Raw genomic sequence first — 14244 nt, 5'->3', positions numbered from 1 at the left:
GGGATGTATATGTTATTACAAAAAGAGAGAGAAGAAATTGTAGCGTATGGAAAGAAAATGATTTCTAGCGGTTTAACAAAGGGGACAGGCGGTAATATTAGTATTTTCAATCGGGAGCAAGGTCTTGTTGCCATTAGCCCAAGTGGTTTAGATTATTATGAAACGAAGCCTGAAGATGTAGTTATATTAAACTTAGATGGCGATGTAGTAGAGGGAGAGAGAAAACCATCAAGCGAACTTGATATGCATCTTATTTATTATAGAAAGCGTGAAGATATAAATGCGCTTGTGCATACACATTCTCCTTATGCAAAGACGATTGCATCATTAGGATGGGAACTGCCCGCAGTATCGTATTTAATTGCTTTCGCAGGCCCAAATGTTCGCTGTGCACCGTATGAAACATTTGGTACGAAGCAATTAGCAGAGGCTGCTTTTGAAGGGATGATTGATCGTCGTGCCGTTTTACTTGCGAACCACGGTTTAATTGCAGGTGCAAATCATATAAAAATGGCATTTACCGTTGCGGAAGAAATTGAGTTTTGTGCGCAAATTTATTATCAAACGAAAAGCATTGGGGAACCGAAGCTATTGCCAGAAGATGAGATGGAGAATTTGGCGAAGAAGTTTGAAGGATATGGGCAGCAGTAGTTAGCTATGGAGTGTTTTGTCTATTGCGATAGATTCGGAAAAGGATCTATTGCAGTAGATTTTTTTATAAATATTAAATCCTTTTAAGGGAATAATTTAATTTAATGATATAATGAGGTAAATATTGTAACTTTTATTAAGGATAGAGAAGCATAAAATATAAGTAGTTTAGAAAAGTATATACATATTTTGGGGAGAATAACTGATAAAGTGAAGAGAATGAAGGGATGGATAAGGTTTGGGGAATAGTGAAATGTTAATGAATCAATTATTTCAGGGAATACAATCTACTAATGATAGTTTGGAAGAAAAGATTATTTTACCGAATTTGACTGGCGGATATGATTTGAAAAGCAGAAGCGGAGAAGTGGTCGCGGAGTATCAGCCGTCTCCTGTTGAAGGTGGTGGCGTTATAATGGATGGTCATGGAGAAACAATTGCTCGTGTTCAAGAGAATGCATATGATGGAACGACCTTTGATTTTGGAGGTGGACATACCGTTTCTTCTAGCCAAAATATGTATGGTGGGGAAACTTTTCATGATAATGTTGAAGGGATAATAGGGTACTCACAGCCTAATAGTTCGGGTGGCTTAACAATGAATACAGCTACGGGAGAAAAATTATATGATATGAACTCGAATCCACTAGGGGAAGGGATGACAATTGATACAAGTCCAGAATTCATATCCCCGAATATAGATATGATTGATACTACTCATTTGGACGCTTTAGATGTAGTAAATAGTGTTGTGGATATAACGGATGCGGGTTCTATTTTGTCTACGTCTGTAGATGGATTAGATATTTTAGATTTGTTGGGGAATCTGTTTTGAGTTATATAAAAGAAAAAGAGCAAGCTGATAATCCAGTAGAGCTGTATTTAGAAACCAAAAAACAATTATATGAGCAACTTACTCATAATGTAGCAGAAGAAATTGAATCTTTTGTCGAGAGAGTAGGAGAGGCACTTTTCCAAAAAATTCATGAAAGTATTGAAAAACGAAATAAAATGCTAGAAGAAGAAGTCTTTAAGCCTTTACAAAATCCAGATAATAAAGAAATGTATTCACAATATATTACCCGTTTTTTTCAATTAACTCAGGTGGGCGAAATTAGAGATGAGCTGAAGGGGATACTAAGTTTTCCATATTTAGGGAAAGTGTATTATGAATTTCTTGAAGAAATATCAAAAAATCAACATGGACATTTATTTAAAAAATTATATTTTACAGGTAATGTTTTTGAGGGGTTAAAGAAAAGAATGAACCTTTCAATGGATACCACGATTAAAAACTTTCAAAATTACTATGAGGCATATGGTCAATATACAGAATTATTAAGAGATATACAAAGTAGGCTTCCAGGGAAAAAATTTGTGCAGCTTGTATCACAAATAATGGCATCGTTAATTATGGGGTTTGGAGGCTCCTTCTTAGTTAAAGGACTTGCAAAATTATTAGACCCAGATGCTTTAAAAATAGTAAACGCGCAAGAGAATGTACGACAAATGTGGGATAAATATAATGAACAGTTGAAGGTGGATCTGGAACAATTAAAAACCCATTATAAGTATGTTCAATTGAGTTTATATGGTGGCGCATTTGTAACTGTTAATAAGCAGCTGAAAAAGAGTGGCATAGAATTTCAAAAGTTATATTTGCAAGATAACGTTTATAAATTGCAATTAATTAAAGGTGAGCAAGGACAGGTAGTAACATGGGCAATAGAAACGATTTCTCATATACAATCTTTATTACAGAAAAAAGAAATTGACAAAGCAGTCCAAGTATCTAACCAGTTTTATCAACACGTTAGCAAGTATCCAATTATGGAACGAACAATTATAAAGAATGGGAAAAGTATTAAATATTATGCGAACTTATTAAAATTTGCAGCGCTTATGTGCAAATCGTTAGAACTATACGAAAAAGAAAAGGATACTTTTATCACCTTTACTGCAGAGTTATTTAAACAATTACCGATGGTAGTTCATGATCATGATCTTAGGAATTTAGATTTGATGACAAAGACTGAGTTTACAATGAAATTTTTGCATCATGGTTTGAAAGAGAATCAAAAATTAAATCTGATTTTGGACTATGAAATGCGTATGGTTAAACGAAAAGATGAGCATGATTTATATCCTGGTGAAGAATTAAAAGAGTTTAGCTCTTCTCAATACCTTGCTATTTTACTTGCTCGATTTATGAAATCGAAGCGTCAGAAAGTAAATTCTTTTTACCGAATATCACAAAATGAAGAGGTACCATTCGCTGTTATGATTAGTTTGAAAAGATTGTATAAAAAGACACAGGGATGGGATTCTTTCTATAAATATTTACTCGCTTGTACAACTAATGAAAGACTTTCAAAGACCTTCAATAAGGTGAAAGGTGTACTACAGGTTATAAAAAAAGATAAAAGAATCTATATTCCACTTGGCATGGTTATGTTGATGCTATTTGGTATAAGTGGAATGTACTTGATGAAAGAGGACAATAACAGTGCTTGGCATGGAGAGAAAATAGTATGGCGTAGTAATGGAGAGAAGAGTTCTTCTCAAGAAAATACTACTCTTGCAAAAGAATCGGATGCAGATAAGTCAATTCCATCAATATCGGTGAATGATAGCGCTGGTTCTTCTTATAATTTTAAAGTTAAAACAAAGCAAGAACTAAAACAGGTTCTAGAAACAGCTTTAATTGACGGGAATTTGGGACCATTTGGATTGAATGTGATTGGACAAGAACAATCTGCAGTGAAACAAGAATTTGGTACACCTGATGCTTTACAGGAAGCAAAGTGTACAGCTTGTGATGCAGCTAATACTGTTACTTATGGTGATTATAACCTGGATATGTTTCCTTCAAAAGTTAAAAAAATTTGGTTACATATGAATATTCCTGTAAATGAGTTAAAGAGTTGGTTAGGTGAGCCGTATGGAATAGAAGAAGGGATAGATAGTGATGCCCTTGTATACCGCAAGGAGGGCTACGCTATCTATTTCAGTGTCGCTGATGGTTTTGTAAAACGCGTTGATATGTATAAAAGTGAATAAAATGCTGGAGATAAAAATACCCTCAAGATTTCATTCTTGAGGGTGTTTTTTACGCCTTCTTAAGCAACAAATACATAAAGTAAGGAGCACCAATTAAAGCGACAACAATACCTGCTGGGATACCGTTAGGTTCAACGATATTTCGTCCAATTGTGTCTGCTAATAGTAATAGCCATCCGCCGATTAAAAGGGCGATAGGCATGAAGATTTGATGCCTTGGACCTACTAAAGATTTCGCGATATGAGGAGCCATCAGTCCGATAAAGCTAATTCCTCCTGTTACGGAAACAGCTGCAGCTGCAAGCGCAACGGCTGCCACTAATAAGTATCTGCGTTCTTTTTCAATTTCAATTCCAACGCCAATTGCGACTGGTTCGTTTAATGCTAAAATGTTTAATCGATTTGCTTTATAGAAAACAAATGGAATGAATACGATTAACCATGGGAGCATTGCGAAAATGAAGATCCAATCGTCCCCCCAAATGTTTCCTGCAATCCATTTTGAAATAAAGTCTACTTTCATACGATCTGCGGATGAAATAAGGACAATCATCATTCCAGATAGTGCAAATGCAAAACCGATACCGGTTAATGTTAATCGCACCGGCTGAAGTCCAGTTGATTTACTATATGAAAATACGTAGATTAGAACAGCTGTCAGAAACGCTCCGATAAATCCAACGATAGGTAGTAAGTAAAGAAATGAACCTACATCTATTGGAAAGTATAAGAAGAAAATAGCAACAGCAACACCGGCCCCAGAGTTGATTCCGAGAATACCAGGTTCAGCTAAATCATTTCGGGTAATTCCTTGCAGAATAGCCCCTGATAAAGCGAGAGCCATACCAGCTAATAATGTAATGATAATTCTAGGTAGTCTTAAAGAGTATAAAACGAACTCCTCTTTAAAAGTTCCTTGTCCCATTAATGTTGGGAGTAGTCGATCATAAGATAAAGATGCTGAACCGAGCCCCATTCCAATTACAATGGTTGTAATGGTTAGTATAAGTAAAGCAAGTATGATAAGACGTTGTTTTCTTAGAATAGATGGTATCATGAGAACATTTTTCCTCCTTTACGTACAATAAATAGGAAGAATGGTAATCCTACAATTGCGACAATAGCGGCAACTGGTGTTTCGTACGGAGCGTTAATGGTACGTCCGATTGTATCTGCAAGTAGCATAAAGGAAGCACCAGCAATTGCTGACATCGGTATAACAAATCGGTAATCTGGCCCGACAATTGGGCGTACCATGTGAGGTACCATTAAACCGATAAATGCCATATTTCCGACAAGTGCTACAGACGCACCTGCAAGTAAGATGATAATGATAAATAGAATGGTTTTAATAACAATAATTTTTTGACCTAGTCCAATAGCCACTTCTTCACTGAAACTAAGAACTGTCAATTTTTTTGCTAGTAAGATAGCGATAAAGATACTAATTGAAATGACTGGAATAATAACTTTCAATTGGCTCCAAGTAGTTCCAATTACACCTCCAGCAGTCCAAAGTGATACATCTTGTGAAATTTTGAAGTAAATGCCGACTCCTTCTGAAATTGCGAGTAGAAATGCTGAAACGGCAGCACCAGCTAATACAATTCGAAGAGGGGAGAGCCCTCCTTTTTTCACCATACCAATTCCAAATACCATAATTGCGCCAACGGCAGCACCGATAAAGCAAGCTAATGTTAAGTAAAGATAGCTGATGGAAGGGTTGAAAGCAAGTGTTAGTGCAAGCGCAGCATTTGCTCCACCAGATAGCCCTAATAATCCAGGATCTGCAAGTGGATTTCGTGTTAATCCTTGCATAATTGCTCCAGAAACAGCAAGTCCAGCTCCTACAAAAATAGCGGCAACTTCACGTGGCAAACGTATTTCGCGAATAATAGATATTTTGTCCCCTTTAGCGGAGGAAGTGAGTGCTAACCATACGTCTTTTATTGAAGTATCTGCAGCACCTAATACCATAGCCACCATAAAAATAAGAAAGAATGCAATTATGCTTAAAATTAATTTGTATGTAAAAGCTATAGAACGTGTATTGTCATGTCCTTTTGTCATTCGTTTCACATCTTTTCTTTTCATAGAATAAAGGAAGAGGAATTCTTAAAATAAGAATTCCTCATGTTTGTATTATTTACCAAGAAAGCTCTTCTTGAAGAAGTCTAGTTGGAAATCTAATGTAAGTGGATCATTGAAATAGAATTCCATCATGTTTGCTTCGTATACACGATTATTTTTTACTGCTGGGATGTTTTTATATGATTCTGTCTCTTGGAATGAGTTATCAGTATCTTTGTTTTTACTTACGATTAAGTAATCACCAGCAAACTCAGGTAATACCTCAGTAGATAATGCGTAGTAACCTTCTTTTAATGCTTTTTCTTTTACTTTTTCAGGCATTTTTAATTTCATTTCTTGGTACAGAATTTCTGTTCCGCGGCCCCAGTTCTCGCCGTATACATAAAGCTGTTTGTTGAAGTTTTCTACAACAGAAACTGTAGCATCTTCACCGATTTTTGCTTTAATTTCTTTACCAGCGTCTTGTGCACGTTTCTTGAAGTCATCAACCCAAGTTTTTGCTTCTTTTTCTTTGTTTAATAACTTACCGATTTCTAAATGTTGTGTTAAGTAATCAACTTTTCCGTAAGTGTATGTTACAGTAGGAGCGATTTTCTTTAACTTATCGACATTTTTAATATTTGATAAACCAATGATTAAATCTGGATTTAGTTCAGCGATTTTTTCAACATTTTCATCTGATACTTCAGCAACGTCTTTAAGTTTGCTATCAAAACGTGGGTTTTGTTTAGACCATGAATCTACCCCAACAAGATTTACACCTAATGACATTACGTTACCAGCGAATGATGATAAAACAACAACGCGTTTTGGATTTGCAGGAACTTCTACTTTACCATTTTCAGATTGGTATGTAATGGTTTCTGATTTACTACCTTTTGCATCGTTCTTTTTGTCTGTAGAGCCATTGCTACAAGCGCTCATAACAAGGACGAAAAGAACTGTTAGTGAAATAAATAACTTTTTCATCGTCTGTCTCCTTTAAATAGATGATATGTGTATACAATAATTTGTTTAACTGCAATCTTTTTGAAAGAGTAGTGGTAATACAAAATGTTTATTAAAAATTTTGAATGTGAGATGTCACAATATAGTATTAACCATACTAATAAAAGAAGATGTAACCTCAAATTTTCTAATTATTAACAAATTGATAATGATTATCACTATTGATTCATTAAATAATATAATTTTATCTAGTTGTATTGTCAATAGTAATTTTAATTGTAAATTTTGCGGAAACAGGTTATATTTTATTGAGAATGATAATCAATGATTAGTAGCTGAGGAGTGAGCACGAATGAATCGAGAAGAATTGTTTGATGTAACTGTGATAGGCGGAGGACCTGCAGGGCTTTATTCAGCTTTTTATAGTGGACTCAGAGAAATGAAAACGAAAATAATAGAATTTCAACCACAGCTAGGTGGAAAAATACATGTTTATCCAGAGAAGATGATTTGGGATGTAGGTGGACTATTACCAGTTACAGGTGATAAATTAATTGAGCAACTTGTACAACAAGGGTTAACATTTCAGCCAGAAGTTGTATTAAATACAAAAGTAGAATCGATTATTCGTAATAAAGATGGCACTTTTACGTTAAAAGCAAACGATGGAAAAGAACACTTTTCAAAAACAGTTATTGTGGCAACTGGAAGTGGTATATTGAAACCACAAAAGTTATCAATTGAAGGTGCTGAGCGATTTGAAGTATCGAATTTAAATTATACAGTGAAATCTTTAAAGCGTTTCAAAGATAAAACGATCATTATTTCCGGTGGAGGAAATTCTGCCGTTGATTGGGCAAATGAATTAGAACCAATAGCGAAAAAGGTGTACGTAGCGTATAGAAAAGAAGAATTATCTGGTCATGAAGCACAAGTGAAGCAACTGCTGAACAGCTCAGCTGAGTGTTTCTTTCATACATCGATTACAAAATTAATTGCTGGTGATAGTCATGAAGCGATTGAATATGTAGAATTAACGAATCATGAGACAGGTGAAGTTTCTCATTTACCTATTGATGAAGTTATTATTAATCATGGATATGAACGTGACATTACATTATTAGAAAATAGTGAGTTAGACGTAGCGATTATAGATAATTTTTATATTGCAGGGAATGCAAATAGTGAGTCTTCAGTAGACGGATTATATGCTGCTGGGGATATTTTAAAGCATGAAGGAAAATTACACTTAATTGCGGGAGCATTCCAAGATGCTGGAAATGCTGTGAATAAAGCGAAACAATTTATTCAGCCAGATGCAAGTGAGTATGGAATGGTTTCTTCGCATAATGAGGTATTTAAGAAGAGAAATCGAGAATTGATTAAGCAGATGATGAAATAGTAAAGGAACAAGTATACCCCCATTTACTTCTCTATTCGAATGACGAGAGAGGTAAATGGGGGTTTTCCTGTTTACTATATTTTCAATCATTATAATGACACCGGTTTCATCAGTTCATGTGACATGAACGTTTTATTTATAAATCTCCCTAGAAAATAATGAATCTATGTTTTGCTGACGCAGAACTGTATTACATTATGCTGTTCCTTTAGCTCGTTCGTTAGGAAATGGCATGTTTAATATAGAAGCAATGTACTGTTTTCCATGCATTCGAGCTAATGATTCTAATATTTGGCGAACACGTTTTGTAAGATGACCTTGTTTTTTTATTTCCTCACAATATGCGTCATAGAAAACGTATTTAGCCCAAAGGAAATCATCTTGTTGGAATAAGAAATGATTTTTGTACCATTCTCCAATTGTATGGTAACGATTGTTTTCCTGTATTGCTACGCTTTGAGAAAGAATACGATCAGATAAAGATGCAGTTAAATGAGAAATTGTGTTTTCTGTTTCAATTTGTAATGTTTTTTCTAACATTGTAATGATGTGACGAGTAGCCATATGTTAACTCTCCTTTGTGTAAATGGGTAATACCATTCTATATTTAAAAAATTCTTACTATATACTATTATACAATATATGGAATGCATCTACCTGCTTTTTAGGTTGCATTTACAAAATCTTTTTTATTTGTTTACAAAAATAAAGTAAGATACAGTATATAGGAAAAAATAATAAAGGAATGAACGAGTTGTATATAACAGTAGAAGAAGCTGCGGAGTATTTGAATTTACCAAAGTCGTATATTGAAGAGTTAATTCAGCAAAAGAAAATTCGTGCACTATTTGATGGAGAGCAATATTTATTAAATAAAGAACAATTCAATACACATTTAGAACAAATGGAGAAATATAAGCAATTAGTGGAAGAAATATTGAACGAACCAATTCCAGAAGATATGGATGTTAAAGACGAAGATTAAACTATGGGAAATCCCTTATGAAGATATGCAGAAATGTATCTTCATAAGGGATTTTTTTGTTTAAAGATATTAAAAGCATAAGGAGTTCTTAGCCTTTCTTCAAATTTTGATAGGTAGTAGTCTACCATGTTAAAAGCATATTTTTTTCTAGCTAGGACAAACATAGAGAACGTAACCTGTACAGATACATATACTATCAGTGCAAAAGCTTATAAATTAATGGAAGGGGTTTTCTCGTGAGTTTATTTCATTGTGATTTTTTGAAAGACTTAATTGGATCTTTTGTGAGAGTAAACAGGGGTGGTCCAGAATCTCAAAAAGGAACAATAATATCAGTATGTCCAGACTACTTCGTATTGCAGAATGAAAAAGGTGAGCTTTATTACTATCAACTTAAACATCTAAAGAGTATCACAAAAAATGCGAAAGAATGTGGATCAAGTGATTGCGAGTGGGAAGATTGCGCCTGTGCAGAAGACTTTGAAGAACTGCTTGAAAGTTTCAAATATTGCTGGGTGAAAATTAATCGCGGTGGTCCAGAGAAAGTGGAAGGCATTTTACAAGATGTTTCTTGTGACTTCGTAACATTAATCGTAAAAGAAGAAATTATCTTAATTGCAATAAAGCATATTAAAAGTGTTAACTATAATGCTTTAGCTTGTGGAGAGAGCGATGAGAGCGACGATAGTAAGGAAAGTAGCAATAATTCAGGTCGTGCTCGTGCACAAAGACAATCAAGTAGAGGAAGATAATAAGAAAGGGGGATACGAAATTGGAGAATGTATTATGTTGTGACCAAATTAAATGTTTAGTTGGTGAGACTGTCAAAGTAAACCTTCGCGGACCAGAAAGTCGAGTTGGTGAGCTCGTATCGTTAGGCAAAGATTATCTAACGTTACAATTACCACATGGTGAATTAGTATATTATCACTTGAAGCATGTGAAGAGTCTAGTTAAGAAAGTGAAAGAAAGTAAATGTGGTGATTGCTATAGTTCATGTTTCTGCTCTGATGAGGATACTTTTCTAGATATATTAAAAGACTTGAAGTATAAGTGGGTAAAAATTAATCGTGGTGGTCCAGAATGTGTGGAAGGTTTGTTAAGTGAGGTACACCATGGCTGCATTACACTAGTAAACTGCGATGAAGTGATTTATGTAGTTAAGTCTCATATTAAGAGTGTGAGTCAAGTAGTTAAATGTAAAAAGAATGAAGATGAATAATGTTTAATAAATAAGAGGGGCATTATGAGGGAAAGAGAAGAACAATTTCTTATTTCAATAGTATGAAAAGGAATTACTTACTATTAAAACAGAACTTTGCCCTGATTATTTTTTTAGAAATGAAAGACAGGAAAGAAGAAATTCATAGGAAGGAGGATATAGATGAATGAGTTAAACAAAAGTATTGGAGAAAATATATATGTTAAATTAATTGGTGAAAAAAGGTTTAAAGGTGTATTAATAGACGTAGGAAATGATATCGTTGTTCTTTACAATGGACAAGACTACGTATATATATCTTTATACCATGTACAATATTATAAATTTTTACGACCACATGATGAAGAAATCTCAAAACCAGATGTGGATTCTGTAATTAAGAGAGAGTCACCTTCAATTTCTTTGAGGAAAGTATTAAGTACTTCCAAAGGGATTTTTACGGAAATTTATGTAGCAGGAAATGCTCCAATACATGGGTATGTTACAAGTGTAATGAACGATTATATTGTTTTTTATAGTCCAGTTTATAAAACTGTATATATATCTTTAAAACACTTGAAATGGTTAATTCCGTATAAAGAAAATCAAGTGCCTTACGCCCTCAATAAAAATGAACTCCCCGTGAATCCCTTAAATATTACGTTAGCTCGAACGTTTGAAGAACAACTTATTAAAATGTCTGGAAAAATTATGGTGTTCGATTTAGGTGAGGAATATAATAAAATCGGAAAGATGGCGAAGATTGATGAAGGGCATATTGAAATATTAAAAGCGCGTGATGCGAAAATGTATGTAAATATTCAACATGTAAAATCTGTCCATTGTCCGTAAGTTAATTGAAAGGGCTGGCTTTTTCTTTTATATGCAGAAGAAAAGGTCGAGCCTATTTGTTTAGCTTGATCTGAATATGAGGGGAAAAATGAATTGAATATAAATATGTTAGTATGACTGTTGAAGAGGAAATTTTGTACTAAATTATAAAGAATATGTACGAGCTATCTTTTGATGTATTCAATTTATTTTTTGAGGGAGAACTGCTTAACTAATATATTAAAGGGGTTTTGTTGGTGGAGCAGTTTACAAATTCGTTATCGATTACATTACTTGGTAGTGCTGGTGGAGCAGCAAAAGCAGTTTTAGCGATTTTAAATCAAGCGATAGTAAATGAAAAAGACCCGATTTATGAAGTGATAAAGAATGTTACATTTTATTTGGTTGATATAAAACAAAAAGATAGGACGTATTATGACGAGTTGTTTCCAAATTTGGAAGATCAATTGTTTTTATCCGAAATAGATCTCCAAGATGTAGTGACATTTAAAAAACATTTAAAAGAAAGTAGTACGAGCGTTGTGATTGATGTTTCAGGGGCAGATACGATCAGAGTATTAAGCTGTTGTAATGAACTTGGAATTTGTTATATTAATTCAGCTTTGGAAAACGAGGCAGTAGATCAGGACGATAGTTTAATCGGCTTTCAGCTTACGGAAAGATATACGAGATTTGAGAAGGAAAAAGATAAATTTAAAAATACAAAAGCAATTATAGGCTCAGGTATGAATCCAGGTGTCGTTCAATGGATGGTTGTTGAACTTATGAAGGAACGCCCGAATGAAAAGCCAAGAGCATGCTATATAGTAGAACATGATACGTCATTTTTGAATGATACAGCACTTATAAAGCCTCATACACTGTATGCTTCATGGGCAGTAGAGCGATTTCTAGATGAAGCGATATGGAGTTATCCGATGTATATGAGTCATCATCGTCCTCTTTACTTTTATGAAGATGTATATGCTTCAGAGTATAAAGTAAAGTTGGGAGAGAAAGAATTTTATGGTTGTTTGATGCCGCATGAGGAAGTTTTAATTTTAGGGAAAAACTTTAACATGGAAGTAGGGTTTCTTTACCGAATTAACGAGTATACAACAAATATAATTAGACAGAACTTAGATAAGGTAGAAGATCTATGGAATTGGAATCGTAAAGTATTTAATCCAGCCGAAGAAGAGATTGCGGGCGAGGATCTAGTCGGTGTATTACTCGTTTATGAAAATAGCGAGACCTATATGTATAACGTGATGAATAGCAGTCAAGTTTTTCATAAATATAAAACGAATGCGACATACTTCCAAGTAGGATGTGGCATTTATGCTGGCTTGTGTAGTTTACTGTTCGATAACTTTAAACAAGGTGCCTATTATGTAGAGGAATTATTATTAAATACAGAAAGTAAGTACGGAGAATATTTGAATTTATATATGAATGATTTTGTAGTTGGTGGAAATGACTTTACGGATGGATTGCTACATGATCGAGTAAGGTGGATATAAATTGTGATGAAAAGGAAGGGGAAATCTCCTTCCTTTTCTCGTTATAAGGTTACAGATTGCTCTGAAAGTAATTTCCTTATCATTTAATGAGATAATATGTAGAGTTTTTGTATTGATCATGAGGAGTAGCAAGGAAGTATTGCGATTCAAAGTAGCGGAGAGCTAGGAATGAAGGTGGAGATTTTTTTACCGATAGCATAATGCGCTAGAAGAAAATATTTTTCAGAAAAGTGTTCTTGTTGCGTAAATATAAACATTTTATAAAATGTTTCGAGAAGGGTTTTTTTTATAAAATACTTCGTTTATAATGGAGGAAAATATCGACATGAGATTTGTTATTCATGTAACGGTTCGGTAGTGTTAGAAAAAGAAGGGGTGCACGCGCATCCTTTTTTCTATGCAGATATTATGAAAGAGGTGGTATGATGGAATTAACATTAAATTCGACTGTATGCTTACACGCGATTCAATTTCGAAAAGAGCAAAAGAATTATATTGTAAAAGATACAATTACAGGAGAAAAATATGAAATGCCGCCACTTTGGATTGATGCATTGGCAATGATGCGTGACGGTTTTTTATTAGGGGAAATTGAGGAGAAATTAAAAGAAGAGTATCCGGAAGAAGAAATAAATATGTTAGCATTTACGAGGCAACTGTTAGAGCTAGAACTTGTCGGAATGGTCGATGGGGAAGAAATAGCTTGTACAAAGAAGAAAGAGAAAGATTATTTAGCTTGGTTACGTCCTCGCGTTGAGCAATTCTTTCTTAGTTTAAATAAAAGAAATAGAAGCAAAGGTCAATGATGATCTTTGCTTTTTTTGTATAGTTTGTTTAAAAAATTACAGCGAATGCTCTTGCGAAAGCACCGTCGCTATTTTTAATTTTTAAAGGTGCCGCTGAGAAAAAGAAACGTTTCGCATTAATGGCATCTAAGTTTGTTAAGTTTTCGATTAAATAAATATTATTCCCAAGTAGTATGTGATGAATTGGCGATGTTTCTGTCGTTACTTCGTCAGGAGAAATGAAATCTAAACCGACAGATTTTACTTTTAATTGAACTAATTCTTCAGCTAATTCTTCGGAAAGATAAAAGGCTTCTTGTTCATACGCTTCTGTATTCCATTTATTAGATAGGTTGGAATGGAAAATGACAATATCACCTTCTTTTATGTCAGCATTGTGTAATACTTCTTTAGGTAGTTTTCGTTCTTGTACATGAGTTACGTCGATAAGAACAGCTTCACCTACAAATTGGTCTAGGGGCAATTGATCAATAGTCGTTGCGCCTGAAATGAAATGAGCAGGAGCATCACAATGTGTACCAACATGAACGACAGAATGAAAATCTGTAACTTGATAACCTGTTTCTTCAACGCTTGTAATGGCTTCTAAATTGATTTTTGGTGTTCCAGGAAATTGAGACATATTTTTTTCAAATGTTTGGGATAGGTCAATTACTTTCACTTTAAATACCTCCAAGTATATATTTTGAAATATAAAAAACTCACCTTTCATAATCAAGAAAGATGAGTTTTGCACACAATAGTTA

General features: G+C 34.2%; 15 protein-coding genes. 10 read left to right on the top strand and 5 right to left on the bottom strand.

Annotation, left to right across the window (positions count from 1 at the left end):
* Window positions 1-9 precede the first annotated feature (9 nt).
* From ACTFNE_RS20020 to ACTFNE_RS20010, 3 genes are all read left to right on the top strand, one after another.
* Window positions 10-651: an L-fuculose-phosphate aldolase gene (locus ACTFNE_RS20020; RefSeq protein WP_000926545.1), complete on the top strand. Its 642-nt coding sequence runs from the start codon at window positions 10-12 to the stop codon at window positions 649-651.
* 253 nt (window positions 652-904) lie between these two features.
* Window positions 905-1486: a hypothetical protein gene (locus tag ACTFNE_RS20015; RefSeq protein ID WP_046199370.1), complete on the top strand. Its 582-nt coding sequence runs from the start codon at window positions 905-907 to the stop codon at window positions 1484-1486.
* Window positions 1483-3711, top strand: a complete 2229-nt coding sequence (locus tag ACTFNE_RS20010; RefSeq protein WP_270705149.1) for an S-layer protein — start codon at window positions 1483-1485, stop codon at window positions 3709-3711. The genes ACTFNE_RS20015 and ACTFNE_RS20010 overlap by 4 nt, the downstream gene beginning before the upstream one ends.
* A gap of 49 nt (window positions 3712-3760) precedes the next feature.
* Here the strand turns inward: ACTFNE_RS20010 and ACTFNE_RS20005 are convergent, their stop codons facing one another.
* Genes ACTFNE_RS20005 through ACTFNE_RS19995 form a run of 3 tightly spaced genes read right to left on the bottom strand, consistent with a single transcriptional unit; the run spans window position 3761 to window position 6771 of the window.
* Window positions 3761-4768: a FecCD family ABC transporter permease gene (locus ACTFNE_RS20005; protein WP_000613089.1), complete on the bottom strand. Its 1008-nt coding sequence runs from the start codon at window positions 4766-4768 to the stop codon at window positions 3761-3763.
* Window positions 4765-5805, bottom strand: coding sequence for a FecCD family ABC transporter permease (locus ACTFNE_RS20000; protein ID WP_003266187.1), 1041 nt, complete (start codon window positions 5803-5805; stop codon window positions 4765-4767). The genes ACTFNE_RS20005 and ACTFNE_RS20000 overlap by 4 nt, the downstream gene beginning before the upstream one ends.
* Before the next feature lie 48 nt (window positions 5806-5853).
* Entirely contained in the window at window positions 5854-6771 is a 918-nt protein-coding gene (locus tag ACTFNE_RS19995; protein WP_000732577.1) for an iron-hydroxamate ABC transporter substrate-binding protein, read from the bottom strand.
* Between the two features lie 331 nt (window positions 6772-7102).
* Here ACTFNE_RS19995 and ACTFNE_RS19990 point away from each other — a divergent pair, with 331 nt between their 5' ends.
* On the top strand, window positions 7103-8152 hold the full coding sequence (locus ACTFNE_RS19990; RefSeq protein WP_270705150.1) for an NAD(P)/FAD-dependent oxidoreductase: 1050 nt from the start codon (window positions 7103-7105) through the stop codon (window positions 8150-8152).
* Between the two features lie 195 nt (window positions 8153-8347).
* On the opposite strand, the gene ACTFNE_RS19985 is transcribed toward ACTFNE_RS19990, so the two are convergent.
* The gene (locus tag ACTFNE_RS19985; RefSeq protein WP_046199016.1) at window positions 8348-8716 is read right to left on the bottom strand and encodes a hypothetical protein; all 369 of its coding nucleotides are present in this window, start codon (window positions 8714-8716) and stop codon (window positions 8348-8350) included.
* A gap of 181 nt (window positions 8717-8897) precedes the next feature.
* Here ACTFNE_RS19985 and ACTFNE_RS19980 point away from each other — a divergent pair, with 181 nt between their 5' ends.
* From ACTFNE_RS19980 to ACTFNE_RS19955, 6 genes are all read left to right on the top strand, one after another.
* On the top strand, window positions 8898-9137 hold the full coding sequence (locus ACTFNE_RS19980) for a helix-turn-helix domain-containing protein (RefSeq protein WP_001004507.1): 240 nt from the start codon (window positions 8898-8900) through the stop codon (window positions 9135-9137).
* 236 nt (window positions 9138-9373) lie between these two features.
* Window positions 9374-9889, top strand: a complete 516-nt coding sequence (locus ACTFNE_RS19975; protein WP_000051521.1) for a hypothetical protein — start codon at window positions 9374-9376, stop codon at window positions 9887-9889.
* A gap of 20 nt (window positions 9890-9909) precedes the next feature.
* The gene (locus tag ACTFNE_RS19970) at window positions 9910-10359 is read left to right on the top strand and encodes a spore coat protein (protein ID WP_000432501.1); all 450 of its coding nucleotides are present in this window, start codon (window positions 9910-9912) and stop codon (window positions 10357-10359) included.
* A 162-nt stretch (window positions 10360-10521) separates the two neighbouring features.
* Window positions 10522-11190, top strand: a complete 669-nt coding sequence (locus ACTFNE_RS19965) for a hypothetical protein (protein WP_001004273.1) — start codon at window positions 10522-10524, stop codon at window positions 11188-11190.
* 236 nt (window positions 11191-11426) lie between these two features.
* Window positions 11427-12692, top strand: a complete 1266-nt coding sequence (locus ACTFNE_RS19960) for an S-adenosylmethionine decarboxylase related protein (RefSeq protein ID WP_046199017.1) — start codon at window positions 11427-11429, stop codon at window positions 12690-12692.
* 425 nt (window positions 12693-13117) lie between these two features.
* On the top strand, window positions 13118-13498 hold the full coding sequence (locus tag ACTFNE_RS19955) for a hypothetical protein (RefSeq protein ID WP_000424100.1): 381 nt from the start codon (window positions 13118-13120) through the stop codon (window positions 13496-13498).
* Between the two features lie 28 nt (window positions 13499-13526).
* On the opposite strand, the gene ACTFNE_RS19950 is transcribed toward ACTFNE_RS19955, so the two are convergent.
* A complete protein-coding gene (locus tag ACTFNE_RS19950; RefSeq protein ID WP_000862957.1) occupies window positions 13527-14159 on the bottom strand; it encodes a cyclase family protein in 633 nt (210 codons plus the stop codon).
* Window positions 14160-14244 lie beyond the last annotated feature (85 nt).

This window comes from Bacillus cereus group sp. MYBKT111-2, from assembly GCF_051915205.1.
In the GTDB taxonomy this organism is placed as follows: domain Bacteria; phylum Bacillota; class Bacilli; order Bacillales; family Bacillaceae_G; genus Bacillus_A; species Bacillus_A paranthracis.
The sequence above is the reverse complement of the archived record's forward strand: the minus strand, read 5'-3'. Positions and strand labels throughout refer to the sequence as shown.